At 46.1% G+C, this 25,795-nt stretch carries 25 protein-coding genes; 15 read left to right on the top strand and 10 right to left on the bottom strand.

The genetic code is table 11. The features are described 5' to 3' along the window. Positions 1–2 precede the first annotated feature (2 nt). Entirely contained in the window at positions 3–410 is a 408-nt protein-coding gene (locus GV030_RS09890) for a hypothetical protein (protein WP_159582152.1), read from the bottom strand. 100 nt (positions 411–510) lie between these two features. On the opposite strand from GV030_RS09890, the gene mce reads away from it, so the two are divergent. Both mce and thiL read left to right on the top strand, forming a co-directional pair. Continuing rightward, entirely contained in the window at positions 511–915 is a 405-nt protein-coding gene (mce, locus tag GV030_RS09885; RefSeq protein WP_159582151.1) for a methylmalonyl-CoA epimerase, read from the top strand. 26 nt (positions 916–941) lie between these two features. Then, the gene (gene thiL / locus GV030_RS09880; RefSeq protein WP_159582150.1) at positions 942–1,973 is read left to right on the top strand and encodes a thiamine-phosphate kinase; all 1,032 of its coding nucleotides are present in this window, start codon (positions 942–944) and stop codon (positions 1,971–1,973) included. Here the strand turns inward: thiL and GV030_RS09875 are convergent. Both GV030_RS09875 and GV030_RS09870 read right to left on the bottom strand, forming a co-directional pair. Further along, a complete protein-coding gene (locus tag GV030_RS09875; protein WP_159582149.1) occupies positions 1,970–2,383 on the bottom strand; it encodes a hypothetical protein in 414 nt (137 codons plus the stop codon). The genes thiL and GV030_RS09875 overlap by 4 nt on opposite strands. Before the next feature lie 234 nt (positions 2,384–2,617). Further along, positions 2,618–3,655: a LacI family DNA-binding transcriptional regulator gene (locus GV030_RS09870; protein WP_159582148.1), complete on the bottom strand. Its 1,038-nt coding sequence runs from the start codon at positions 3,653–3,655 to the stop codon at positions 2,618–2,620. Positions 3,656–3,818: 163 nt separating this feature from the next. On the opposite strand from GV030_RS09870, the gene GV030_RS09865 reads away from it, so the two are divergent. From GV030_RS09865 to corA, 8 genes are all read left to right on the top strand, one after another. After that, on the top strand, positions 3,819–4,865 hold the full coding sequence (locus tag GV030_RS09865) for a sugar kinase (RefSeq protein WP_159582147.1): 1,047 nt from the start codon (positions 3,819–3,821) through the stop codon (positions 4,863–4,865). 79 nt (positions 4,866–4,944) lie between these two features. Further along, positions 4,945–6,162, top strand: a complete 1,218-nt coding sequence (locus GV030_RS09860; RefSeq protein WP_159582146.1) for a 6-phosphofructokinase — start codon at positions 4,945–4,947, stop codon at positions 6,160–6,162. Continuing rightward, entirely contained in the window at positions 6,162–6,833 is a 672-nt protein-coding gene (locus GV030_RS09855; RefSeq protein WP_159582145.1) for a bifunctional 4-hydroxy-2-oxoglutarate aldolase/2-dehydro-3-deoxy-phosphogluconate aldolase, read from the top strand. The genes GV030_RS09860 and GV030_RS09855 overlap by 1 nt, the downstream gene beginning before the upstream one ends. Positions 6,834–6,960: 127 nt before the next feature. After that, on the top strand, positions 6,961–7,449 hold the full coding sequence (locus tag GV030_RS09850) for a gluconokinase (RefSeq protein WP_159582144.1): 489 nt from the start codon (positions 6,961–6,963) through the stop codon (positions 7,447–7,449). Position 7,450: 1 nt separating this feature from the next. After that, positions 7,451–7,963, top strand: coding sequence for a DUF3124 domain-containing protein (locus tag GV030_RS09845; protein WP_159582143.1), 513 nt, complete (start codon positions 7,451–7,453; stop codon positions 7,961–7,963). A 61-nt stretch (positions 7,964–8,024) separates the two neighbouring features. Further along, the gene (locus GV030_RS09840) at positions 8,025–8,225 is read left to right on the top strand and encodes a YwbE family protein (protein ID WP_159582142.1); all 201 of its coding nucleotides are present in this window, start codon (positions 8,025–8,027) and stop codon (positions 8,223–8,225) included. A gap of 462 nt (positions 8,226–8,687) precedes the next feature. After that, entirely contained in the window at positions 8,688–9,656 is a 969-nt protein-coding gene (locus GV030_RS09835) for a calcium/sodium antiporter (protein ID WP_159582141.1), read from the top strand. A gap of 27 nt (positions 9,657–9,683) precedes the next feature. After that, the gene (gene corA / locus GV030_RS09830; protein WP_159582140.1) at positions 9,684–10,658 is read left to right on the top strand and encodes a magnesium/cobalt transporter CorA; all 975 of its coding nucleotides are present in this window, start codon (positions 9,684–9,686) and stop codon (positions 10,656–10,658) included. Positions 10,659–10,705: 47 nt separating this feature from the next. Here the strand turns inward: corA and GV030_RS09825 are convergent, their stop codons facing one another. From GV030_RS09825 to GV030_RS09810, 4 genes are all read right to left on the bottom strand, one after another. Further along, on the bottom strand, positions 10,706–12,856 hold the full coding sequence (locus tag GV030_RS09825) for a M3 family metallopeptidase (RefSeq protein ID WP_159582139.1): 2,151 nt from the start codon (positions 12,854–12,856) through the stop codon (positions 10,706–10,708). 96 nt (positions 12,857–12,952) lie between these two features. After that, the gene (locus GV030_RS09820) at positions 12,953–13,840 is read right to left on the bottom strand and encodes a mechanosensitive ion channel family protein (protein WP_159582138.1); all 888 of its coding nucleotides are present in this window, start codon (positions 13,838–13,840) and stop codon (positions 12,953–12,955) included. 1 nt (position 13,841) lies between these two features. After that, positions 13,842–14,783 carry a mechanosensitive ion channel family protein gene (locus GV030_RS09815; protein ID WP_159582137.1) on the bottom strand — a complete coding sequence of 314 codons (942 nt, stop codon included), beginning with the start codon at positions 14,781–14,783 and terminating at the stop codon, positions 13,842–13,844. A gap of 1 nt (position 14,784) precedes the next feature. Continuing rightward, positions 14,785–17,715 (bottom strand): hypothetical protein, encoded by a 2,931-nt coding sequence (locus tag GV030_RS09810; RefSeq protein ID WP_159582136.1) that lies wholly within the window; start codon positions 17,713–17,715, stop codon positions 14,785–14,787. A 111-nt stretch (positions 17,716–17,826) separates the two neighbouring features. Between GV030_RS09810 and GV030_RS09805 the strand changes: the two genes are divergently transcribed. Then, positions 17,827–18,318, top strand: a complete 492-nt coding sequence (locus tag GV030_RS09805) for a hypothetical protein (protein ID WP_159582135.1) — start codon at positions 17,827–17,829, stop codon at positions 18,316–18,318. Positions 18,319–18,493: 175 nt separating this feature from the next. On the opposite strand, the gene GV030_RS09800 is transcribed toward GV030_RS09805, so the two are convergent. Beyond that, a complete protein-coding gene (locus tag GV030_RS09800) occupies positions 18,494–18,790 on the bottom strand; it encodes a putative quinol monooxygenase (RefSeq protein WP_159582134.1) in 297 nt (98 codons plus the stop codon). After that, positions 18,787–19,569, bottom strand: a complete 783-nt coding sequence (locus tag GV030_RS09795) for an S-adenosyl-l-methionine hydroxide adenosyltransferase family protein (RefSeq protein ID WP_159582133.1) — start codon at positions 19,567–19,569, stop codon at positions 18,787–18,789. Before GV030_RS09795 ends, GV030_RS09800 begins: the two co-directional genes overlap by 4 nt. An 88-nt stretch (positions 19,570–19,657) precedes the next feature. Between GV030_RS09795 and GV030_RS09790 the strand changes: the two genes are divergently transcribed. The 4 genes from GV030_RS09790 to GV030_RS09775 all read left to right on the top strand — a co-directional run bounded on the left by GV030_RS09790 (position 19,658) and on the right by GV030_RS09775 (position 25,140). Continuing rightward, the gene (locus GV030_RS09790; RefSeq protein ID WP_159582132.1) at positions 19,658–20,605 is read left to right on the top strand and encodes a PhoH family protein; all 948 of its coding nucleotides are present in this window, start codon (positions 19,658–19,660) and stop codon (positions 20,603–20,605) included. Beyond that, positions 20,602–21,036 (top strand): GNAT family N-acetyltransferase, encoded by a 435-nt coding sequence (locus GV030_RS09785; RefSeq protein WP_159582131.1) that lies wholly within the window; start codon positions 20,602–20,604, stop codon positions 21,034–21,036. Before GV030_RS09790 ends, GV030_RS09785 begins: the two co-directional genes overlap by 4 nt. Positions 21,037–21,116: 80 nt before the next feature. Beyond that, positions 21,117–23,249, top strand: a complete 2,133-nt coding sequence (locus GV030_RS09780; protein WP_159582130.1) for a ComEC/Rec2 family competence protein — start codon at positions 21,117–21,119, stop codon at positions 23,247–23,249. After that, positions 23,242–25,140, top strand: a complete 1,899-nt coding sequence (locus tag GV030_RS09775) for an ATP-dependent DNA helicase RecQ (RefSeq protein ID WP_255465293.1) — start codon at positions 23,242–23,244, stop codon at positions 25,138–25,140. The genes GV030_RS09780 and GV030_RS09775 overlap by 8 nt, the downstream gene beginning before the upstream one ends. Here the strand turns inward: GV030_RS09775 and GV030_RS09770 are convergent. Further along, on the bottom strand, positions 25,137–25,685 hold the full coding sequence (locus GV030_RS09770; protein WP_159582129.1) for an HNH endonuclease: 549 nt from the start codon (positions 25,683–25,685) through the stop codon (positions 25,137–25,139). The two genes, GV030_RS09775 and GV030_RS09770, sit on opposite strands and share 4 nt — an antisense overlap. Between the last annotated feature and the right edge of the window lie 110 nt (positions 25,686–25,795).

Below are 25,795 nucleotides of genomic sequence, written 5' to 3'. Positions count from 1 at the left end.
AGTCAAGCTATTGGGTTGAGTACTACACTAAACACTGTGATGTTGTTCATATCCCGGCCATAATACAGTTTGTCCATGGCATCATAGATATTTTTTGCTCTGAAATAGGAGGTCTGAAGTTCATTCATCCCCTTAGTGGTCCACTGGATGGTGTAGGAGCTTTCCTTCTCTTTATGCGTTTTCACATAATCCAACATCTTATTCAAGGCATCTGTCTTGTCAAAACCAGTAATGGTTTTGAACAGAAAAGACTGGTTATGCCTTGGGTTGATGGTGATCAGATCCAGTTTTACCTTACCTTCACTGCTGGCAAATTCAAATACAAGGTCGCTACTTTTCAGACCCAGAAAATTCTTAATTTCATTTTGAATGCGAGCAGCCTCTACATGGACGTCTGTCCTAAATTCCATATTATGTTGACTTTACATAAAAATACAACAACTCAAGGAACCTTTCAAATACAGGAAAAGTTTCCTCATTTTTGCGAAATTAATACATAATCGACACATCATGGTTAGAATAGAGCACATTGGTATCGCAGTAAAGGATTTAGACAAAGCCAATGCGCTTTTTCAGAAGCTTTTTGGAACCCCCTCTTACAAGGAGGAGGTGGTGGACTCTGAGCATGTGACCACTTCATTCTTTGGGATTGGCCCCAATAAGGTGGAATTGCTTCAGGCTGGGGCTCCGGAGAGTGCCATTTCGAAATATATTGATAAGAAGGGGGAGGGCATTCATCACATCGCCTTTGAGGTGGATGATATTCTGGCAGAAATGGAGCGACTGGAATCCGAAGGGTTTGAATTGATTAACAAAGCACCCAAAAAAGGTGCAGATAATAAGCTGGTGTGTTTTTTACATCCCAAAAGCACCAATGGCGTCCTGGTAGAGTTGTGTCAGGAAGTGAAGTCCTAAAAAAAGAGGAAAATCAAAACGAGAAAATGAGCGAGGAAAAAAGAACAGAAATAGGAGCGTTGGGTGAGTTTGGCCTGATTGATAAGCTTTCGGAAGGAGTAAAAATATATCATGACACTACTGTAAAAGGTATAGGGGATGATGCTGCGGTGTATGATGCAGGAGATCATTTCGTGCTACTTTCCTCTGACATGCTTCTGGAAGGTGTTCATTTTGATTTGAGTTATATACCCCTGCAGCATCTGGGTTACAAGGCAGTGTCTGTGAATGTTTCCGATATAGCTGCTATGAATGGTACACCCAAGCAGATTACTGTGAGTCTGGGTCTGAGCAATCGATTCTCGGTGGAAGCCGTGGAGGTGCTTTATGAAGGGATACGGGCGGCATGTGAGGATTATAATGTTGACCTGGTGGGTGGAGATACTACTACTTCGCGCTCCGGGCTGGTGATTTCGGTGACTGCCATGGGTACTGTGGAGAAGGACAAGGTGGCTTATCGCTCAGGCGCTAAAGAAAGCGAAATTCTCTGCGTGACCGGGGACCTGGGAGGGGCCTATGTAGGTCTTCAGGTGTTGGAGCGTGAAAAACAGGAATTTTTGGCTAACCCAAACATGCAACCCAAGCTGGATGGTTATCCATTTGTGGTGGGCAAACAGCTACGGCCGATAGCGCGCATGGATGTGATTCATGAGTTTGGGACGTTGGGCATTGTTCCCACGTCTATGATCGATGTGTCAGATGGTCTTGCATCAGAAGTTTTTCATTTGTGTAAGGCGTCGGGCCTGGGAGCGGCTCTTTATGAGGATAAGATCCCAATAGATAAGGAAACCTATGAGACTGCTGCCGAATTTGGACTGGATCCTAATACCTGCGCCCTCAATGGCGGTGAGGATTATGAATTATTGTTTACCATCACTCAGGCAGACTTTGAAAAGGTGAAGAATCATGCGGAGATTCACACCATTGGGTACATGCAGTCTGCTGATAAGGGAAAGGCGCTGGTTACCAGATCTGGCAATACGATCGCCCTCACAGCTCAGGGGTGGAAACACTTCTAATTTTCCTCGAGCCAGTTGAGGGCCATGTCATAGCTGCCGAATGTGACAAAATCCACGTTTTTAATGGTTTGATTGAATATTTCGTAGGCAGGTTGTTTAGCGTTGGTGTCTGGTGACACCACATGCGCATAGGATTTGAGGTTGGTTTTGAGTAGTGCATTGATCCAGTCGGTTCTAAGCCAATCCATAAAATCGGGCCATGGACCTGACCCGAGCCGGTTATCATCGATCACTTTGGTGTACCCGGTTTCTTTCAGCTGCTGCACTATGCTCAGGGCTGCCTCTTTGGCGGGGCTGATCTCCATAAGGTTGCCAGTCCAGGTGCATTTAATGATGCCTCTCTCGTAAATAGGGATACAGAAAAAAAATGTTTGACCACTTGTGTCTTTAAGGGTGATGGAACTGCTCAAGGTTGTTGGTTTAGGATGGGTGATGCCTAAATTTAACCCGATATGGAACTAAATAAAAGGTCTGGCGTGAAAACGACAGGCCCTGTTTTAGCGGCGGTATTGATTAATTATGAGAAATACTCAGGTTTTTCCCTACTACTTATTCTTTTATTGGTGATTTGGCCCATTGTGGATTAGCTCGGCTAGGAGGTGAGATCATCCATCCAGCAAATGATCAGGGCGTATTTTGAATGGTTATTTCCCATACATCAGGTTCTCTTTGGTGATGATGTCCAGCTGCATGTAGTGCGTGGGTGGCACTTCAGTTTTGAGGATCAGGTGCTTGTAAAATGCCTGCACGGCCAGGTTACCCTGCACTTTCGGGTTTTGATATATGACAAAATCAATTAATCCTTTGTTGAGGTAGACGATGTTTTCGCGGACTAAGTCATAACCTATGATCCGACTTAAATGCCTCGGGATAACGTTTTCAGCACTTTTTGCAATTTGGTGCACCCGCGAATTGGGTACGAAAAAATGGACTGGTTCCTGATTGCCCAGTAGCGACTCTATCCCCGGGGGCAGGCCGACAAAGTCCTTTTCGAGTGTTATTTCATGAATGAGCTCCGGGCTGAAATTTTCCTGCTGGTAATATTTCCTAAACCCCTCTATTCGCTCATCCAGCGTTTTATTCAGACTGTCAAAATCAGTGTATTTGATCACAATCGCTTTTTGGCCCGAGGCATACCCGAGATTAAGGAGTTTGGCCGCCAAAAAACCACTTTGCCTGGAGTCCTGCCCTATGAATGCCAGAGGCTTGATGTTGTCCAGATTGGAGTCCACAAAGATGAATGGAATATCGGCCTGCTGGAGTGACTCACAAATCTGGGTGGCCTCTCGCTGAAGCAGGGGGGCGAGTATCACCCCATCAGGTGAGCTGTTCAGCGCGATATTTGATTGGGTAAGAAACGAATCCTTGTCTTGCCGGTCAAAGGTATAGAAGCTCAGCTGCATTCCCAGAGAGGCATACTCCTCAGCAGCCTCCTCTATACCTTCGCTTTGATTCTTCCAGTATTCATTGTCTTTTGGCAAAATCACGGCCAGGTTATACACCTTGTTGAGTTTCAGGTTTCTGGCAAACACGTTGGTAGAGTAGTTTCCTTCTTTGGCTATTTTGAGTACCAGATCCCGGGTGGCTTCAGCCACCTCACCCCTGTTGTGCAACACACGGTCTACCGTACCCGCCGAAACCCCGGCCTTTTTCGCTATTTCCTTAATGGTGATTCTTGCCATGGAATATTTTTGTGAAAATAGGTCATATTTTTTTGAAATCAGATGCAATATATTACATTTGTATGAATCGTTATCGTACACGATACAATATCCTCCTTGATTGGGGGTTATTTTTTACCAAACACCGTGTACGAACACGACACATTCTTAAAAGTATAAAGACATGAAAAAAGTAGTAACATTTGGCGAGATCATGCTTCGTCTTGCCCCAGAGGGTTTTTTGCGTTTCTCACAAGCCAACTCATTCGATGTGGTTTATGGTGGAGGAGAATCTAACGTTGCAGTATCACTGGCCAATTTTGGTGTTCCTGTGGATTTTGTAACCAGACTTCCAAAGAACGACATTGGCGAGTGTGCCATGATGGAAATGCGTAAGCGTGGGGTGAATGTGGACAAGATCGTGTGGGGTGGAGAGCGATTGGGTATCTACTTTTTGGAGACTGGTGCTGTCTCTCGCGGGAGCAAGGTGGTGTATGACAGGGCGCATTCTTCTATGTCCACTATCCAGCCAGGAATGGTGGATTGGAAAAAGGTTTTTGATGGGGTAGAATGGTTTCATTGGACGGGTATCACGCCAGCTATTTCTCAGAGTTCTGCTGATGCATGTCTGGAGGCCGTGAAAGTGGCTAGCGAAATGGGTGTTACCATTTCTACGGACTTGAACTATAGAGCAAAATTGTGGCAGTATTGCGATGGAGCTAAGCGCGAAGAGATCATGACCGAGCTGACCTCTTACTGCGATGTGATTTTGGGTAATGAAGAAGATGCTGAAATGCATTTTCACATCAAACCAGAAGGCGTCAGTGTGCAAACGGAAGGTCACAATGTGAAAGCAGAAGCTTTTCTGTCGGTATGTCAGCAAATGATGAAGAAGTTCCCTAAAGCTAAGAAAGTGATTACCACCCTGCGTGGTTCTATCTCGGCTTCTCACAATACATGGGCAGGAGTGCTTTATGATGGCACCAAAATGTTGGAAACGCGTCAATACCAAATCACAGATATCGTAGATAGAGTAGGTGGTGGTGATTCATTCATGGGTGGATTGATCTACGGACTGCTGAAGTACCCTGAAGACGATCAAAACGCACTTGACTTTGCCGTAGCGGCATCTTGCCTGAAGCACACGATCAAAGGTGATGCTAACCTGGTGACAGTTTCTGAAGTAGAGAAATTGATGGGCGGAGATGCTTCCGGAAGGGTAGCGCGCTAACAAGAAACTGGGTCGGTCCTTGAAGTATAATATATTGGTTGTATAAAAAGAGCCTGGGCCGACCCAAAATTTTAATTCTATGGAAAAATCAGTAGCAATCATCTGCGGTGGAGGTCCGGCCCCTGGCATCAATACGGTCATTAGCACCGTTGCCAAAGTCTTTTTGAACGATGGGTACAGAGTGCTGGGTGTGCAGGAAGGATACAAAGGATTGTTCGCTGAGTCTCCACAGATTAAGGAATTTGATTTTGAGCATGCCGACAGGATTTTCAGTCGGGGGGGATCCACTTTGATCATGAGCAGGCATAAGCCCAAAGATGATGAGTTTACGGTGGATTTCTTTGTCAAAAACAATGTGAAACTCCTGGTCACCATCGGTGGAGATGATACGGCCAGTACGGCCAATCGGATTTCTAAATTTCTGGCAAAAAACAACCTGGATGTCAAGAATATCCATGTGCCCAAAACCATAGATAACGACCTCCCCCTCCCGGATCGAAATCCTACATTCGGGTTTCATTCTGCCAAAGATGAGGGAGTGAAAATAGGCAATACCGTCTATGAAGATGCCCGCACGAGTCACAACTGGTTTGTGATGTCTACCATGGGCCGGTCAGCCGGTCACCTGGCTTTTGGGATCGCCACGGGGTGTCATTTTCCTATGATGATCATCCCTGAGATGTTCAACAAAACCAAGCCTACGCTGGATAAGATCATTAATCTGATCATTTCGTCCATGGTGAAGAGAAGAATTCTTGACATCCAATATGGCGTGGCCCTGGTGAGCGAGGGGGTTTTTCACATCATCGATGTGGAAGAACTCAAGAATTGCGGCATACTCTTCACCTATGATGATCATGGTCATCCTGAGCTGGGCAATGTGAGTAAATCCAATATTTTCAACGTGTTGGTGCAGGAGAAACTTAAAAAGCTTGGCATCAGTATCAAAAGTCGACCTGTGGAGATTGGCTATGAGCTGAGGTGTTGCAGGCCGATCGGGTACGACCTCACGTTGTGTACTTTGTTGGGCATAGGGGTGAAAAAACTGTACGACGAGGGCATTTCCGGATGCATCGTCACGGCTAACTCCAAGGGTGATATTTCACCGATGTACCTTTCAGAGTTTGAGGACGCCAATGGAAAGATCCCTCCACGGCTTGTGGACATGGATTCACAGATCGCGAAGCTCTGTTTACAGAATATGCATTTCATTACCGCAAAGGATTATGCAGCGGCTGGAGCTTTGCTGGATCATCCCGAAGAATACGATTTCAATAAAATTTTAAATTGGCAATAATGGCAAGATTTACAAGAATAGAAGTAGCATTAAAGATGAAGGAAACCGGGATAGTGCCGGTTTTTTACCACAAAGACGTGGAGGTGTGCAAGGAAGTCCTGAAGGCCTGCTACGAAGGTGGCGTACGAGTATTTGAGTTCACCAATAGGGGAGATTATGCCCATGAGGTTTTCGCAGCGTTGAATAAGTACGCGGAGAAAGAAACTCCTGAAATGATCCTTGGTGTGGGCTCTATTGTAGAGGCAGGAACCACTTCATTGTATATCCAGTTGGGTGCTAACTTCATTGTGTCACCGGTGTTGAACCCTGAAATGGCGAAGGTTTGTAATCGCAGGAAAATCTCCTGGTCTCCAGGCTGCGGGTCTGTGACGGAGATTTCATATGCCGAGGAGCTTGGCTCTGAAGTGGTGAAAATCTTCCCTGGTTCTCAGGTAGGAGGTCCATCTTTTGTGAAGGGTGTAAAAGGGCCATTTCCATGGTGTAGCATAATGCCGACTGGTGGGGTAGAGCCAACTGAAGAAAACCTGAGCAAGTGGTTTGAAGCAGGAGTGCATTGTGTAGGCATGGGCTCACAGCTCATTACCAAGGAGATCCTTCAGAATAAGGACTATGCGGCTTTGCAGGCGAGTGTAAGTCAGGCCGTGGCACTGGCTAAGCGACTTTCTAAGTAATTGATCTCAGAACCGACTCTCTGGCCCTGGGGTGTGAAAAGGAGCGTTGATGTTTTGGCTTTAGGGTCGGTTTGGTCATCTTAGTAGGTAGAAGTGGGATCCATTCACTTCCAAAAGCAGTAAAGGGATGATTTATATTATTGGAGGAGTGGCAGGAAGCGGAAAGACCACTGTCGGTACTTTGCTGGCATCCAAACTGGGTGTTCCCTTTTATGATGCGGATGATTTTCACGTACCGGAAAACATAGAGAAAATGGCTTCCGGTATTCCTCTGTCTGATAAGGATCGCATCTCCTGGCTCAGAAAAATATCACTGAATATGGTCCGATGGGACCAGGAGGGTGGATGTGTGCTGGCTTGCTCAGCCCTCAAAGAGTTTTATCGCAATATATTGACCCCCATTCCCACACACCACGTACAATGGATTATCTTAGAGGGAGATAGAAACCTTATTCTGCGGAGAATTCGAGAACGAAAGGGGCATTTCTTTGATGAAAGAATTCTTGGCTCTCAGTTTGATATCTTTGAGAAGCCCAAGTATGGGTGGTTTTACAATGTAGCAAACCCCGTGGATGCCATCGTCGATGAAATCCTTGTCAGAATTAATCAGGTGTGATATGAAAAAGATCTCTCCAGTGTTGTTAGTTTTTGTGGCCTTGATGTCCTGTCAGGAAAAGACAGTAGGGTCTGATGAGGTGACACCTGTCAACTGGAACAAGAGATCCGCCAACCTGACGACCTCAGATTCCCTTCAGAAAGGGGTAACATACCTCTCTGTTTACTCACAAATCTATAGCCGCTCCGAACACCGAAGACATGATCTTACGGCTACCGTGAGTCTCCGAAATGTGAGCATCGAAGATACAATCTATGTGTCCAGGGCTCAGTTTTTCGGTACCGAGGGCAAACTGATCCGAACCTATTTTGATCAACCCATTTTCATTTTGCCACTGGAGACGGTAGAAATAGTCATACAGGAAGTGGATAACGAAGGTGGGACAGGAGGTAATTTTATTTTTGAATGGATGATCAATCCAGGCACCCCCGAGCCATTGTTTGAAGCGGTGATGATCTCTACGTCCGGTCAGCAGGGGATTTCATTCACCACGCGAGGGATTCAGATCCGGTAGGTATTCCTATCTTCACGGGAAAGCACATTTTTTATTAGCTTGGTGTCAAAATAACCACAGGATGTCAGACGGAACCATCAGAAGCCATGTGAAAGTGGGACAGGAGGTAGAGATCGTGCAGAAGCACCACCAGCGTACCGGCGAGCTTACTGCCGGTGAGGTGAAGCGAATCCTTACCAATTCACCCAATCACCCGCATGGCATCAAAGTACAACTCACCACGGGAGAAGTAGGCCGGGTCAGGCATATTTTGGAGGACTGATATCTCCAGATTTGTTCGAAGTAGGAATAATGAATCAAATGGAATTGCTGTGGGGAGATGATATTAAAAGATAGATGTTGAGGTGATCTAATACTTTATACCTCAATCCAAATGATTGGCTACTTACCCTTCATTTTCTTTGCTTGCCCAAAGAAAACGAAGCAAAAGAAAAGGCACCAACGCAAAAAATCATTTTGACTCATCATGTTTGGGCTTTTTTTAGGGACTTTTTTGGAATCAAAATGATTCACACTTGCCTTGGATGCCCCGCCCTCCTTTACGCTCTCCTTTTCTGAATTCAAAGTGGATTAATTCAGCTTTGCAAAATATCTTTATAGTCATACCCCACATAAATATTGCTTGATCCGAAGTAACCCGTACGTCTGAAAAAAAAGTCAATAGAATCAAAGTAAATTCTTATTTTTAGCGGTTTTAACGATTGACTTAACACTTCGGAGATTTATGATTTACTTCTTGTTTTTGATCGGTTTTGTGCTGCTTATTAAAGGTGCAGATTTTCTGGTGGAAGGGGCCTCGTCTCTGGCCAAAAGAAACAACATTCCGGAGTTGGTCATCGGGCTGACCATTGTGTCATTCGGTACCAGTATGCCTGAGCTTATCGTTAACCTGCTCGCCAGCTTTGACGGGAGTTCTGAGCTGGCCATTGGAAATATTCTTGGGAGCAACATTGCCAACGTACTCCTCATCCTGGGGGTGGCGGCCATGATCCGGCCTTTAACTATTCAGAAGAGTATCTATTTTACTGAAGTTCCCATTTCTTTGTTTGCTACTGTGATGGTTGGCTTTTTGGCGAATGCCAATTTGTTTGTAGATGTGAAGGGGCTCACACTGAGTCGTTACGATGGTTCCATTCTCTTGTTTTTCTTCGCTCTTTTCATGACCTATATTTATGTAGTGTCCAAGTCCAAGCAGAGCATTCAGGAAGAAGCGGCTTCTGCGCAGACCATCAGCACCCTCCCGAAGGGTCGCTCCATCGCTTATATTGTCATAGGCTCGCTGGCATTGTTTTTAGGCGGAAAATGGGTAGTGGATGGAGCCTTCGAAATTGCCCTGTTTTTTGGGTTATCTGAAACTTTCATTGGTCTGACCGTGGTGGCCGTTGGTACTTCCCTTCCTGAGCTGGTAACCTCTGCGGTGGCCGCCAAAAAAGGGCAGTCAGATATGGCAGTTGGTAATGTGGTAGGATCCAATATCTTCAACATCCTATGGATCCTGGGACTAAGTTCCGTCATTCGTCCTTTGCCATTTGATGTGGTCTCGAACTCCGATATACTGATGGTGATTGCATCGAGTACTCTACTCATTGTGGCCATTGTGATTGGGAGGAAAGCCAGTATTGGCAGAGTTATGGGAACGATCTTCGTGCTGACTTATGCAGCCTACCTGGCCTACCTGGTCATGCGAGGGTAGTTTCTTTCTTGAAAATAATAGATCGCCTTGCTCACGCTCATCCAATATAATGATCCCGGGTATCTCACAAAGGAGAACCTGAGCCCTTCGGAGGCGGCTACTCTGGTGAAGGAAGATTTTATCAACTGGATTGATGTGGAGATTACCAGCCAGACGTATGTGGATGATACGGCAGGGCTCTTTAATATCCACCACCTCATTGCCGAAGACATCCTCAACACTGACCAACTGCCCAAGTTTGAACTCTTCGATGATCATCTGTTTTTCAGCACCAAGATGCTCAGTTTCGATGCAGACGAGGATCAGATCATGGAGGAGCACCTGAGTGTGGTGATGTGCAAAAGCCTGGTGATCACCTTCCAGGAAGGCCTCCCAGGGGATGCTTTCAATGAGTTGCGTAAGCGTATCCAGCTGTCCAAAGGTTTGATTAGAAAGTATAAAGAAGATTACCTGTTTTATCATATTCTGGATGCCGTGGTGGATCATTATCTGCAAATCATGGAAACCCTCCGAACCAGGATAGAGCAACTGGAAGCCCGATCACTTGCAGACCCTTCCTATGACGTCATGCAGCAGGTGATTGAAATTAAAAAAGACATTAATATTCTGAGGAAGTACACCGTACCGATGCGCGATGCGCTCAATAAGATGCGGGTGGAAGCGGATCATTTTATTCAGAAGAGCTCCATCAATTACTTTCAGGATGTGGCCGACCACCTGCTTTATCTGATTACCTCGTTTGAGACTTCACGGGAGATGCTGAAAGACCTGATGGACTTGCACCGATCCAATCAAAACAGTGAGATGAACCGGGTGATGAAAACCCTCATCGTAGTGTCAGCTATTTTTATCCCCCTCACTTTTTTAGCGGGTGTTTATGGAATGAACTTTCGGTACATGCCGGAGCTCAACTCTCAGTGGGGCTATCCTCTGACAATTGGTGCCATGGTGGGAGTGGCTATGATCATGGCGCTTTACATGAGAATAAAACGGTGGTTTTGATGCAGTTCTAAAAGTATAAAAAAAGGCCCGCAAGGGCCTTTCTTATTTTACATATCCGTTACCGGAAATCCCCGGTCACGCATCAGCGCTTTGATGTCTGCATCCCTGCCTCGGAATAGCCTGTAGGCCTCTGCCGGGTCCATAGAGTTGCGTGGAGCAAAGAGGTATTTCACCAGTTTACCTGCCAGATCTTTGTCATAAAACCCACCCGGAGCCTCCTGGAAAGCTTCGCCGGCATCTGCGGTGAGCACATCTGCCCACATATATCCATAATAGGCCGTGGCATAGCCCTCACCAGAGAAGACATGGCCGAAGTGTGGAGAGCGATGGCGCATCACCAGCTCCTTTGGCATTTTCAGCTTCGCCAACGTTTCTCTTTCAAATGTGTCCGGATCCAGGTTGGTAGGGTCAGTGGTGTGGTAGTACATGTCCATGAGCGCTGACGCCAGGTATTCTGTGGTGCCAAACCCCTGGTTGAAGGTGGAAGCCTTTTTGATTTTCGCCACCAGCTCCTGAGGGATAGGTGCTCCGGTTTTGTAATGCACCAGGTAATTGTTGATCACCTCGTCAGTGGCCAGCCACCTTTCCAGTAGCTGAGACTGAAACTCGGTATAGTCACGCACACCACTGTTGAGTGTGGGGTACTTCACATTGGAAGAAAGGAAGTGTAGCGCATGCCCGAATTCATGAAAGAAGGTCTCAGCATCATCCCACGATACCAGCACCGGCTCGCCCGGAGCAGGCTTGATGAAGTTAGAGTTATTGGAGGCGAGCACAGTTTTCTCACCATCAAAAGAATCATAACTGCGATAGGTGGTTGCCCAGGCACCTGAGCGCTTGCCTTGCCTGGCAAAAGGATCGAGGTACCAAAGCCCAATGAGTTTACCAGAAGTTTTATCAGCCACTTCCCAAACTTTCACGTCTGCATGGAACACAGGCACTACTCCCGAGTCGATGGGGGTAAACTGAAAATTGAATAACTCACCCGCTACGAAAAACATAGCTTCCCGAAGCTTGTCCAGCTGCAGGTATTGTTTTACCTCGTCGGAGTCCAAATCGTATTTTTTCTTCCTCACTTTTTCTGCATAGTAGCGATAGTCCCATGGCTCAATGGTCACCTGGTCTCCATTGGCATCAGCTACTGCCTGCATATCGGCCACTTCTTCTGCTACTCGGGCAATGGCGGCTGGCCATACGGCTTCCATCATTGCCATGGCATTCTCAGGGGTTTTAGCCATGCGGTCCTGCAGTCTCCATTGGGCGTAGTTATCAAAGCCAAGGAGTCCTACACGCTCGTTTCGAAGTTTGAGGATTTCTGTTATAAGCTTGTTGTTATCATGCTCGTCTCCGTTGTCTCCACGGGAGTAGTAGATGTTCCATACTTTTTCACGCAGCTCCCGCTCATCAGAGTAGGTGAGGAATGGATCCATGGAGGATCGCGTATTGGTCACCGCGTACATTCCATCTTTGCCTCTGTCTGTTGCGGCTTTGGCTGCAGCCTTTACAAATGACTCTGGCAATCCACTCAGCTGGTCAGCAGAGAGGTAGGTGACGTATCCTTCTTCATCGGCCAGGATGTTGTTTGAAAAGCTGGTGTGAAGGGAGGAAAGTTCTTTGTTGATGGCAGCATAGCGCGCCTTTGAGGCTTCATCCAGCTCGGCACCATTCATGGCAAAACTGGTGTAAGTAAGGTCTACTACACGCTGCTGATCTGCAGGAAGAGGATCCTTTTTAGAAGCTTCATATACGGCTTTGATCCTGGCGAAAAGCTTTTCGTTTTGGGTGATTTTAGAGTTAAACTCGGAAAGCTTAGGGGCCATTTCTGCCTGTATTTCTCTAAACTCCGGAGATGAGACATTGCTACTCCAGATGCCGTAGTAAGAATACACCCGGCCCAGGTCATTGCCTGATCGCTCCATGGCCACAATGGTATTCTCAAAAGTAGGTGCTTCGGGGTTGTTGGCGATGGCCTCTATTTCAGCCAGATTGGCCTCCATACCCTGCTCCAGCGCTGGTTTCAGATCGGTCAGGCTCATTCGATCAAAAGCAGGCAGGCCGCCATATGGACCAGTCCATGGTTGTAAAAGCACATTGTCAGAGACTGGGGCCTGGGTCTCCTTGGTGCCCTGGCAACTAATAGCCGCCAGCGCAACCAAAGCAAAAAGTGCTTTGGTGATGTTCATTGTTTTGTATGTCATTCCATTCGGGATTGTTGATTTCAGGTAATTTAACCAATGCCCTGCACGTGGAAATACAGATTTCTATCAAAGGTCAGAAAGGGTGATGGACAAAGTCTACTGCTTAACTGGTTCATTCATATGAGTCACTTCAAAAGCTGCGGAGGCTATGAAGAACTTGTCCTTATGGAGGTCAATAGTTTCCAGAATTCGTGTGTAGAGCTGATCTTTTGTGATTCTTCGTCGTTTGAAATCCACCACATAGCGGATGGTAAAAGTGATCCAGTTTTCATCAAAGGCCATGGTAACCATAGGGTCTATTTGGGCATTTTCCACATAGAGTTGGTCGGTGAGTTTATTCCATTGGGTCTTGGTCTCCAAAGTGAATTCTTTCACCAGATCGGTGGTGATGTCCAGCATGAGCTGTCGGGCTAGTTGATGGTCGCTACTGTGCTTGAGTGGGATGCCGATCTCGTCCCAGAGGAAAGGGAAGTCTCCCGAGTAATTAAAAACAGGTTCTTTGAAAATAAAACTGTTGGCCACACGAACCATTTTACCATTGTATAAGTCGCCATTTACCCAGTCTCCTATCTCCATGAGTGTGGTTCTCAGTATGCCAATGTCCACTACATCCCCTTTGATACCACCGAGTTTTACCCGGTCTCCTATTTTATAGAAATTACCAAAAAGGATCGCCAAAAATCCGGCTATGCTCACAATCACCTCCTGCAGGGCAAAAGCAATGCCTGCTCCTGCTACCCCCAGGGCCAGGGTAAGGTTTGAGAACTTATAGTTGTAGATGAGCATCAGCGCGAGCAGGGCCAGGATGTAGCCCAAAAAGGATACTACTTTTCTGGCCTGATATCGGGTAGTGCTATTCTTGATGTACTTATTAAGCCCTTTTTGCAGCATTTTTACCACGAAAAAGACTATGGTCAATACAATGACCACCTGAATCAGTTTGCTGCCAGTTGTGCTTCGAAGAAAGTCTAAAATGTATTGCATTTTAGTTAAAGTCCTTGTCGTTGATCAATTGCTCATCAATGAGCGCTTTGATGACAATCTCTGTCATTTCACTTTTGAAGGCAAATTCACTGCGGATGTCCATTACATAAGCCTTTAGTCTCATTTTTAGAAAGGACTTTCGGTCTTTCACTTCATTGAAGAAGAGTACTGCAATGGGTTTGGCCAGGTACACATACTTGCTCACCTGAGCTGCCTGGGTGGCGATTTCCCGAACACGCACCGTATCTATAGTGATGGGAAGGTAAATTTCAGCTACTACCTGGCAGTTGGCTTCTCCGGCATTGGAGTTGGATACCGATCCGTTCATGATTTCGCTATTGGGAATAGAGACCAGTGAATCATCCGGTGTAACCACGCGGGTAGAGCGCAGCCCTATCTGAGTCACTTCACCATAGTAAGAGCCCACCTCAATTTTATCTCCTACCTGAAAAGGTCTATCAAAAAGGATCATCACTCCACCAAAGATGTTTTTGAGAATGTCCTGTGAGGCAAAACCAACAGCAACACCCACGGAGGCGGATAGCGCCAATATGGTAGTTGCCGGAGGCTGAAAAATCCCAGCTACAATAATGAACAACACCAGGATCCAGCCAAGAATGCGTACGACCGGGATCAATCCTTTCAGGGTGATCCGATACTGCGCGCTTCGCTCCGCCAGTATTTCCAGTATTTTGGAGATAACTCTAATGCCTATGTAGCCTGAAAGCAGAAATACCAGTGCCCAGAAAATTTTGGCCATGGAGAAAATTTCGGACAGATTGGGTGCTTCGTCCCTTACATTGGTTCTGGCAGCGGCATTTTCCACTTGAATCATCAGGGTAGACGTGTCACCAGTATCCACTGCCAGACTGTCTTGTGCATATGCCGAAGTTGTCAGGCAAAGTGCGAAGAATAATAAGCTGAGGTAGATAAATAGTCTCATTTTAGTAGATCAGGTTTTTAGCTTTGAGGAGGCTGATGACGCTTCTATATACCAGCGGGTTCACCGTGTAGATGTCATTTTTAAAAATCAGTATACCATCTTCGAGCATCATGGATAGCATGAGGAAGGCTGATTGATGAGAAGACCTATTGACGATGGTAAATTGATTGAGCGTGAGCCCGTCGTGCAGAATCAGTTGATGTAGTGCCAGGACTTTTCCGATATCAAAAGCCATCAAAAAACCGAGATCGGGCTTTCTGAAATCACCGATGACAATGCCATTTTGGTCAACAGATTTAGTAGAGAGCAACCAGAACATCAGGGCCATGCTGATATTGCTTTCGGAGAAATCTATCAGTTTTTTGAAAAAGCGCCCCTTCAAAGTGGCTTGCTGATCTGCTTCGCTTAGATTTTTAAATTTCTTGGACTTTAGATCATCTTCAGACGGATCAAATAGAATCTTGTAACCACTGATGCGATTTCGCTTGGCTACAATGTTACTCAGCTCCACCGCGGTAGGGGGCTGCAGTTTGATGTGGTAGCTGAATACATCCTGAACATTGAGGGTCTTCTGAAAGTAGTTCCAGGTATACAACGTACTTGTGGCTATCCAGAAGATGTTTTTGGAGGTATGGCTGATCAGCTCTAGCAGGTCTTTTAGCCTTGCAAAACCGCCTACTTTTCTCAGGTAGAGGTTTTGAATGTCTTCCACAATGATAATTCGTCGGGGTCCTTCATTCAGCGCGCTGACACACTGGATCGGAGTTTCAGCTGTATCATTTTCCAGCAGTCCGTGCAGGAAAGTCAGTAGTTGTTGAGTTCCATAGGATTCTGTTTCGCAGGTGATCCGGTTCACCGCATACCTGAAAGGCGACTGATGCTGAATGTAATTGAGATATGAGGTCAGTCCACTCCATTTTTCACCGATAATTACGGCTGAGCCCATTCTTCCTTTTTCCCAGTTGGCATAGGCCCCCATCAGTTGGTCATATTCCTGCTGCCTGCCTACAAAAAGTTCATGATCTGTGAGTGGCTCTATTCTATACAGGTTTCTGTAGATGATGGGCAAAGCGTTGATCACCTCCTGAGACTCGGACAGGAAGTCAGAAACCTCTTTGGAGGCCGCCTCTTTCTTAGAAGTGAGTATAAAGCGCTGGCTGAGGTCATGCTGAAGTATCTTAAGTTTGTTTAGCCATGCCTTGGCATGAGCAACAACCTGCGAAGTATAGGCTTTTGCCGAATCTTTCATCTCAGCCTTATAAGCCTCGGTCTGCTGGATAGCTCTGGCTCTCATTACGCGCATTCTGATCTCGCGCACATTTTCGTTGACTGTGAGCTGTCGGAGCGATTCTATGTAGTCATTCAGCGCAATTCTCAGCTGTTCATTAGTGGTGTCTATGATATCTGCCAAAGCAGTTTGTATATCACGCACCCTCTCCTCAGAGCGCCGGAGGCTTTCTATTGCCACTTTCTGAGCATCCTCTTTGGCAGCCGGATGGTCCTGAAGCTGCTGTAGGGCTGCTGTAAGACCAAAGGTGATCATATGGTCCAGGTCTCTGGCCACAGTGACGCTCTCATCCAGCTGGCCGATGAATTCTCCCTTAATGCGATCTAGCTGTGACTTGAAAGTAGGGGTAATCTCAAAGGCTATGAGCTCATAGGGTGAAATCGTTGTGATATTTGCAATTGCAATAGGAGCAAGGTAGTCCGTAGGAATCTTAGCTATTTTCCGCTCCGTAGTGAGATTTTCAAGGGCTCTGTTCAGGTCAGCCTCAAACCGGTTGACGGCATTGATGATCTGATTGCTACTGAGCTTCTCTACCAGCAATGGAATCACTTCCTGATCCAGGGTTTTTTGAGCTCTATAATTGCACTTTTTCAGTGTGAGCGAAAAATCTTCGTCTTTCGATTTTTCCAAATCCGCGATAGCCGAATGTATGTAGTTGAAGATCGCTTCCAGCTCTTCTCCAATGTCCTCGCTCAGGTTGTTTGACTGAGCCGACTGATAGGTGACAAAGTCAGATTCAGCCAGGCTAATCAGTCTGAATACCTCCAGGTCAGCGCGCCATTCTTCAAAAAAAGCATCGAAAGTGTTATGCCAACCAGCATCCTCTTTTTGCCATAGCCCATCTGCTGATTGGAGGTGTGCCATCAGGTTTTTCTCTTCGTACCGGTTTGGGCTGTGCTCAAGTGTATCCACTGTGGTGGCAGCTTTTCTCAGTTGCTGCGTGGTGGTGTGGAGGTTGTTTACCAGTTCGGTTTTCAGGTCTTTCCTTACTTTGGAGAATGACTTGGTGAGGTGGCTAAAGTCAAGCCGTGTAAATTCTGCGGTATCTGCTGATTCTTCCCATTCTTTCAGTTCCTGATAGGCTTTGGAAAAAAGGGTGTAATACCTGGCGCGAACCTCCAAAATAGATTGAATATACTCGCCCAAAAGGTAATATTCCCCAATGGCTCTGAGCGGAATCTTGTGGTTCCAGTAGTGGATCGGCTGTTTTGTTTTCCTGAAGAGATTGGCTGTGCGAACCAGTACTGTAGAAGCCCTGAAAGCAATAGATTTAGCACCTTTGGCCAACTTTAGCAGGAACGAGTCTGTTTTGAGTGCGGTGAATCGGTCTTTTTCCTGTGGTATTTCCAGTGTCTCCGGTATTGACTGAAGGCATGCCTGCACGGCTTCATAATAGCCCGCCGAAAACTCGCTGAAAGGCTGCCCGTCGGAGGCATTCCAGGATTGAGAGATCAAAGAGAGAATCTCCGCTTTGAGCTCTGCTTTGCTTAGCCCGGCACTGTTTTCGTAGGTTTGAAAAATGGATTTTTGCAGACTTTCAAAGTCTGAATGTTCATTTCTGATCTCCGATTTGAAGCTGGTATATAGCTTGTCATTGATCAGTTTTTCTAATTCTACTTCGAGTGAATTAAGGAGCTCTTGCATTAGGTTAAATTCATGACAATGACAGAACGGAAAAAGTTTTTATTAGTTTTTGTTAAATCATAATAAATGATAACTGCCGGATGATTGTTAACTTAACTAAAATACCTTGTTATGAAGAATGTTCTGCTGATTTTCTCTGTTTTCGTGATTTTGAGTGCCTGCTCCACTGGTGATGAGCCAGGGACTGCCGAGAGAAGCTCTACTTATTTGCTTTATAGGGCAAATTATAACCCTGTGAGTGGGGATGTGACCGTGCGCGAGTTGGCACCCGGTCAGCTGCAGTTTCATATCAAACTACAAAATACAACGGAAGGTGGTGAACACCCTGCGCACCTTCATTTTGGTTCTGTTCGGGAGGTGGGCGAATTGGCCTTTGCTCTTAATCCTGTAGACGGATCCACCGGAGAGAGCGTTACTGTGTTGAATGGGGTACAAATGAGTGATGGTGGGGTGCTTACCTATGATAGTTTCCTGGAGATGGATGCCAGTATCAAGGTCCATATGAATGATAATTATTTCAAACATATGGTGTTGTCCTTCGGTAATGTGGGGAAAAACGAGAATTATTTCTTTGATGGGGTAGCTATGTGTACGGGCCATTAGAGCAAAAAAAAATCCCCAACAAATGAATGAAGGGGATTTAACCAGCTATGTACAAATAACCTATGTAACCTATACGAGAGTAAAATTATCGGATTCCCTGAGATGACAATTAATTAATCGGTAGACCTTGAGAATTCATCGGTGAATATCCTCTTGGATCAATCTAACCTCCCAATTAGTTCAATTCTACTTCCTGTTTTAGTGAATAGGCCTGTGCCTTTTCGTTAAAACATTTCCTGGTGGCTTTCCAAGTGGTTTTGAAGAGATCAGAATCACGATATTGATCCAGCGCCTCCTGAGAATCCCATTTGCTGAGCGTATAATAGACATTGACGTGATGGTAATCTCTGTGTAGGGATAGGTACTGACACCCCTCCATGGCCCTGATTTTCTTCTTGGCGCCATGAAAGATTTCCAGGAAGTCGTCTTTCTTCTCCGGGGTGAAGGACATACGTACGATACGGGTGATCATAATTGGAAGTTGATAATGACAGGCGCATCGAGGTGGAGCCCTAGCAGCTCAGATGCATTGCCTTTGTTAATACCTATTTGTAGTTGTTGATTGCTATTGAAAAGAATAAAATATTCACCAGATTCCACCTCATGATAGGCGGAGTGTATTTTGCGGGAGCGCTCCCTGCCAAAGCACACTTCGTACGGTTTTTCACCATTGAGTTTCATGATGGTCTCAAATGCCGAGTGCACGATATTGGTGATGAGATTTCCATAGTGGTCTACCCTGATTATGTTGCCGGCGATTTCCCGCTTGGTCACTTTGAGCTGACGTGCATATAGGGTCTTGAGTACGTCCAAAGGCCTGCCCAGCTCGGATATTTTTTTACCATTGGCCAGCGCCACGGCAGCAGGAGCCAGCAGGTCTTTGGCCAGGAAAGTGGAGCCATTCAGGTCATTGGTGCTCAGCTCCACCATGGCTGTAGGGGGCTGATCACTTAATAAACTAAACAGACCGGAATCATAGCCAACAAAATAATGTTCCTCTAGTTGCACCGCTACGAGTTTGGAAGGCTCACGACTGTTCATGTCTATGGCACAGAGGTGGACAGTGCCGGTTGGAAAATCCCTGAAAACGCTCTTCAACACATAGGAAGCATGCCCTATGTCTGAAGGATAAATTTCATGGCTAATGTCAATAATGTGCGTCTCAGGACCCATTTTATGGGCAACAGCTTTTACCGCCGCTACGTAATGGTCTTCTGTACCAAAATCTGACATAAATGTGACTAGAGCCATACAAGCGACGGAATATTTCTTTATTTTGACACAAAAATATAAATTCTAAAAGCAACAAAAATTAAACGCTTATAAATCACTCATTCATTTGCTAGAAAAGGTCATAACACTCGATAATATCTCCCTGGTGGATTTTTTGGGAATCCAAAATCAAAACATTAAAGAGATCGCTTCAGCGTTTCCCGAGAGTAAAATTATCTCGCGGGGCAATGAGATTCGAATTCAGGGTACCGCACCTCAGATTCTGAAAATCAATGATATCCTCAACTCACTCCTGAACCATTACGATAAGTTTGGTAAGGTAACGCATGAAAATGTGGTCTCCTATATCAATGAGGAACAACATAACTCTTCTCATGCCGGAGCTAATGATGTGTTGGTGTTTGGGACACGGGGTTTTAAGATCTCTCCCAAAACCAAGAATCAGAAGGCACTTGTAGAAGCCGTGGATGCCAATGATTTGGTGTTTGCGATAGGGCCTGCGGGTACAGGTAAAACCTACATTTCTGTAGCGCTGGCTGTGCGTGCGCTGAAGAATAAAGAAGTGAAGAAAATCATCATCACCAGACCGGCCGTGGAGGCGGGTGAGAACCTCGGCTTTTTGCCCGGCGACCTGAAGGAGAAAATAGATCCTTACCTCAGACCAATCTATGATGCACTCAATGATATGATCCCCTCTGAAAAACTCAGATACTACCGTGAAAATGGGGTGATCGAAATAGCGCCTCTGGCCTATATGAGAGGCCGTACGCTGAATGATGCCTATATCCTGCTGGATGAGGCGCAAAATACCACACCCATGCAGATCAAGATGTTCTTGACCAGGATGGGGCCAGAGTCCAAAGTGATTATTACAGGAGACAAGTCTCAGATAGACTTGCCGAGAAATCAGCGTTCGGGGCTTATAGATGCGCTGGATGTTTTGAAAGAGGTCAAGAACATTGGGTTTGTGGAGTTGGATGACCGGGATGTGGTCAGGCACAAATTGGTGAAGGAAATTGTGAAAGCATACAATAAGCAGGGAGAAAAAGAATGATACGGGTAATCACAGCAAATACTGAAGAGCTCAAGGAAAAAGCCTTTGCCATTCGGAGGGAAGTTTTTGTGGTTGAGCAAAAGGTATCTACTCGCGACGAGTTTGACGAATTTGAAGCCACCAGCACTCACTTTGTGGCGCTCGATGAAAATGAACAGCCGGTGGGAGCGGCCAGGTGGCGCCGCACCGAAAAGGGCATCAAATTGGAGCGCTTTGCCGTGAAGGCTAACCAACGCGGTAAGCAGATCGGTTCAAAACTGGTGGAGGCTGTTATTGCCGATATCCGATCAAAGGAAGGATCTGGTCAGTACCTCTATTTGCATGCTCAGCTCACCGCTGTGCCGCTCTATGAGAAGTTTGGGTTTGAGAAAAAGGGTGACCAGTTTTCCGAATGTGACATTTTACACTATCTGATGTTCAAGGTGTCTTAATCGATCAAATAAACTCAAATTCCCGTTGTTTGATATGGTAAAATTTCTGAAATTGACTGGGTCAGTTTTGCAGGAATTTTATGTTTAAGTGGACCGCCTTTCCTTTTATCCGTATTTCCTTTTTCCTCTCCCTGGGCATTATTCTTTATGATTCCTATGGTGTGCTGTGGTCTGGGCTCCCCTGGCGACAGATGTCTATGATCTTTTTGTTGGCGCTGATTATTCCTTTCTGGCTGGGGCGGCCGATTCTCAAAGGAGTGGTTTACCTGTTGCTGATGGTGTATCTGGGCGGTTTGATAGCCATGCTGGCCGATGAATCTGCTGTCCCCGGGCATTATTCTTCCTTTGAGAAGGTAGAGGGTTTTATGGGAGTGGTCATTTCGGACAATACCGAGCGGGATCATTATCACCGGTATGAGGTGGCCGTTCATATGGTAGCTCAGTCAGATTCCCTGAATGCGGCTCACGGCAAAATTTTTCTTTATGTAAAGAAGACGCAGGAGGACAGCACACACTTGCAATATGGCGATGTGGTGGCAGTAGACAAAAACTTCTTCCCAATAGAGGGACCTAAAAACCCGCATGAATTTGACTACAGAGCATACCTGAAGAAACAAAAGATCTACGCCCATGCTTTCGCTGACCCCTCTGAAGTCCGGGAAATAGGGCACGAACCACCAAATCCCCTACTCGCTCACGCAATGGGCATACGTACCTATGCCAGGCAGAAGATCGAAGACTGGATCCCACAACAGCGCGAACGTGCCATCCTTACAGCGTTGATTTTGGGTGTGAAAGACTATCTCGATGAAGAGACTACTTCAGCTTATGCGGCGGCAGGCGCCATGCACGTGCTGGCAGTATCCGGCCTGCATGTAGGCATCGTAGTGATGATTTTGAGTGTCATTTTTCAGAAATGGAAGGAGACCCGATGGGGGAATGTAGTGTTTACGATTGGGTCTGTTGCAATCATTTGGCTCTATGCCCTAATTACCGGATTCACCCCATCGGTGATGCGGGCCTCCACTATGTTCACGGTGATTATCGTCAGCAGCGCTTTTAACCAAAGGGCTAATATTTACAATTCCCTGGGGTTGGCGGCTTTTGTGCTGATTTTATATAATCCTTATGTAATCTATGCAGTGGGGTTTCAGTTATCCTTTGCGGCTGTGATTGGTATTGTGATTTTGCAACCCCGCTTATACAGACTGTTGGATTTTTCGGGCATTGTTACGGACTATGTCTGGTCTATTACCTGTGTGTCCATTGCTGCACAAGTGGCTACTTTCCCCTTGGCGCTGGTCTATTTTCATCAGTTCCCCACTTATTTTCTTGTATCCAATCTCATCGTTATTCCGGCGGCTTTTTTGATGCTGGGTGGTGGCATCTCTATGCTCCTGGTCGGCAGTATCCTTCCTGCTCTTGGGCAGGCTCTGGGGTTTGTATTACAGGGGTTTTCATGGGTAGTGAATGAACTCATCCTGGGTATTAAGTGGTTGCCCTATCCGATTTTCGATTGGCTGTATTTTGATGCCTGGGACACCATTTTCACATATCTAATTATGAGTTTTCTCGTGCTGGCTATATGGAAGTACAGCTATCACTATATGGTACTTGCTTGGTTGGCAGCCATTACCTTGGCGACATGGCTTCATTTCAAATCCTTTGAGCAGGAAAACCAAAAGAGAATGGTGTTTTACGAAATAGATGGGATAACAGCCATCGACCTGATCAATGGGAGGGAGGCGGTATTGCTCATCGATGATTTCTCAGAAGCCAATAAGGAGCTGATCGCCTTTCAGATCAACCCCAACAGACTGGCTAGTGGGCTGCCAAAAGTGGAAGACACCTGGCAACTCATGAGTAGTTCGGAATGGGTACAGGTTCATTCTTGTTTCGATTTGATTCAGTGGGACGGGGTACGGGTGATCCTGATGAAACACATGGAAACCTACCAACTAACGCATCCATTGGAGGCTGATGTCATTTACTTTAAGGATGCTGAAATGCTTTCATATGAGGGATTGCTGCCAGGAATAGCCCTCCTCGGGACAAATTTTAATTATTATGAAACACGTGATGCAAAGCGCATATTTGAAAACAGGAAAATTGAGGCCCGTAGTTTGTCGCAGGATGGCTTCTTGGAGTTAGATTTGAATCAAACAAGACCTTTTAGCCAGAGAAAACATCGGCTGGCAACTATCAGTGAGTAGACCACAGGAAATATTGAAGCAATACTGGGGCTTTGAGGCCTTCAGGCCCATGCAGGCGGAGATTATCGGTGCCGTGCTGGACAGTCAGCACGTGCTGGCACTTCTTCCTACAGGCGGTGGAAAGTCACTCTGTTTTCAGGTGCCTGCCCTGTGTTTTGAGGGGGTTTGTGTGGTGGTATCTCCGCTTATAGCGCTGATGAAAGATCAGGTGGAACAACTGAAGAAACGCGGCATCAAAGCGGCCGCCATCTATTCGGGGATGTCCCTGAAGGAAATTGATATTGTACTGGATAACTGCATATATGGGGCCATTAAGTTCATATATGTTTCTCCAGAAAGGATCAAGACGGATCTTTTTTTGGCCCGGGCTGCCCAAATGAATATCTCACTGCTTGCAATAGACGAAGCACATTGCATCTCACAATGGGGGTATGACTTCCGGCCTTCTTATCTGGAGATTGCTGATTTTATAGAAACACTTAAAATCACCAGAATCATCGCCCTTACAGCATCGGCTACCGCTCAGGTCAGGCTGGATATATTGGAAAAGCTTGGGATGAATGAGCCCAGAGTCTTTCAAAAGAGCTTTGCCCGGAGTAATCTGTCTTACTCTGTGTTTGAGTTGGAAAACAAGGAGCAAAAGATGCTGGAGATCTTGCGCAATGTTCCGGGGAGCAGTGTGGTCTATGTTCGCAGTAGAAAACAAACACGGGAGCTGGCAGAGTTTCTTCGAAACAGTGGAGTTTCCGCAGATTATTATCATGCCGGTATTCCCGGGCATGTCAGAGCCCGGCGGCAGGACCAGTGGATTTCAGGGCAAACCAGGGTGATCGTGGCCACCAATGCCTTTGGGATGGGCATTGATAAGCCAGATGTGCGCACGGTTATTCATTACGACTTACCGGATTCGCTGGAGGCCTACTACCAGGAAGCCGGCCGAGCAGGGCGGGACGAACGAAAGGCATATGCCATTCAGCTCTATGCCAAAAACGATGTAATCAATCTGAGGCGAAGAGCTGAGCAGGCGGCTGTGTCGGTGGACTTTATGCGCAAGGTCTATCAGGCACTGGCCAATCACTTCAAGCTGGCGGTAGGCAGCAGTGCTTTTACGAGCTTTGAATTTGATTATGAAGGTTTTATTCGCACGTTTGATCTACCCATGGTGGAGACCTACCACGCCCTGAATAAGCTGGCAGATGAGGGACTCATAGAGCTCAATGAATCTTTTAAGGAGTCCTCCAAAATGATTTTCCTCCTGGAACAATCCGAGGTGTACAAATATCAGGTGGCTAACAGAACGATGGATCCCGTGATCAAAACACTGATGCGACTCTATGGCGGGGAGATGTTTTCGGATTTTGTGACCATCAAGGAAGAGGACCTGGCTAAACTTTTGAAGGAGCCCGTGGATCTGGTCAGAAATCAGCTGCAATACTTGCACCAGGCTGAAGTGCTGATCTATCAGCAAGCCAGTGACAAACCAAGGATCAATTTCTTAACCCCGAGGGTGGAAGCTAATAACCTGCCCATAGACCAAAAACAAATGGCCTGGCGCAAGGAGGTCACACTCACCAAAGCCAAAAAGGTAGAAGAATATGTTACCTCAGAGCATAAATGCAGATCCCGTATGTTGCAAAGCTATTTTGATGAGCTCACTTATCAGGATTGTGGCGCCTGTGATATCTGTATTCACCGGCACAAGAAAATTCAGAGCATGCCACTGGACGAAATTGAGGCGTTCATCCGCGAAAACCCCAAAAAGGAGAGTGAGCTTATTCAGCAATTTAGCCGACTGGCGCTGGATGATTTGGTGACCTCTCTGCGCGTCTTAATGGATCAAAAGCGGATCGGGTTGACCAAAGAGGAATTGTTCGAAGTGAAAATTGCCTAGGAGGAAGATTTATCGGACCCAGCCGCTTTCACGTGCTTCCAGGAATCTCCACGTTTGATACTGAAGATGGTACCCACAGAGACCCCAAATTGCTTGGCAATGATTTTTACACGGGTTTTACGGTTGGGATCGTTCATCATTTTTTTGATCACCGCCACCTGTGTTCTCGTCAGCTTGTTGTTGGGAGTGAAGTCCTTATCATAAGTATAAGCAGACTTATGATACTTGCTCATATGGTCTTTGAAGGTGGCCTTATCCACCCAACGCAGGTTATCTGCCTCCGGGTTTCCTTTGTTTTCGTCTATGAAAATGAGGTGGGTATGGTTTTCCGGATTGGGAACAAAGAGCTCTGCCACTACTTTATGCACGTATATCAGGGTGTTTTTCCCATCCTTTTTTCTGGTGGGAATGGCCCGATAGCCCATGTTTTTGTAGTGTTTAAGGAGTTTTGGTGGATCAAAATACAGTGATTTAACCTCACCATAGCTGCTTACCAGAAACTTGTTGCGAATCTCATCGCTTTCCCAAACTTTCCACTCTTCCATAAAAAAGAAGGGTTCTTTGAATCAAAAGTACCGATTTTTTGAGAATCGAGCGGATAAAAAAAGGGTGAATAATTCATTCACCCTTTTTGATTATCTCTAAATGATATGAT

It is taken from the genome of Marinoscillum sp. 108 (genome assembly GCF_902506655.1).
Taxonomy (GTDB): domain Bacteria; phylum Bacteroidota; class Bacteroidia; order Cytophagales; family Cyclobacteriaceae; genus Marinoscillum; species Marinoscillum luteum.
The sequence above is the reverse complement of the archived record's forward strand: the minus strand, read 5'-3'. Positions and strand labels throughout refer to the sequence as shown.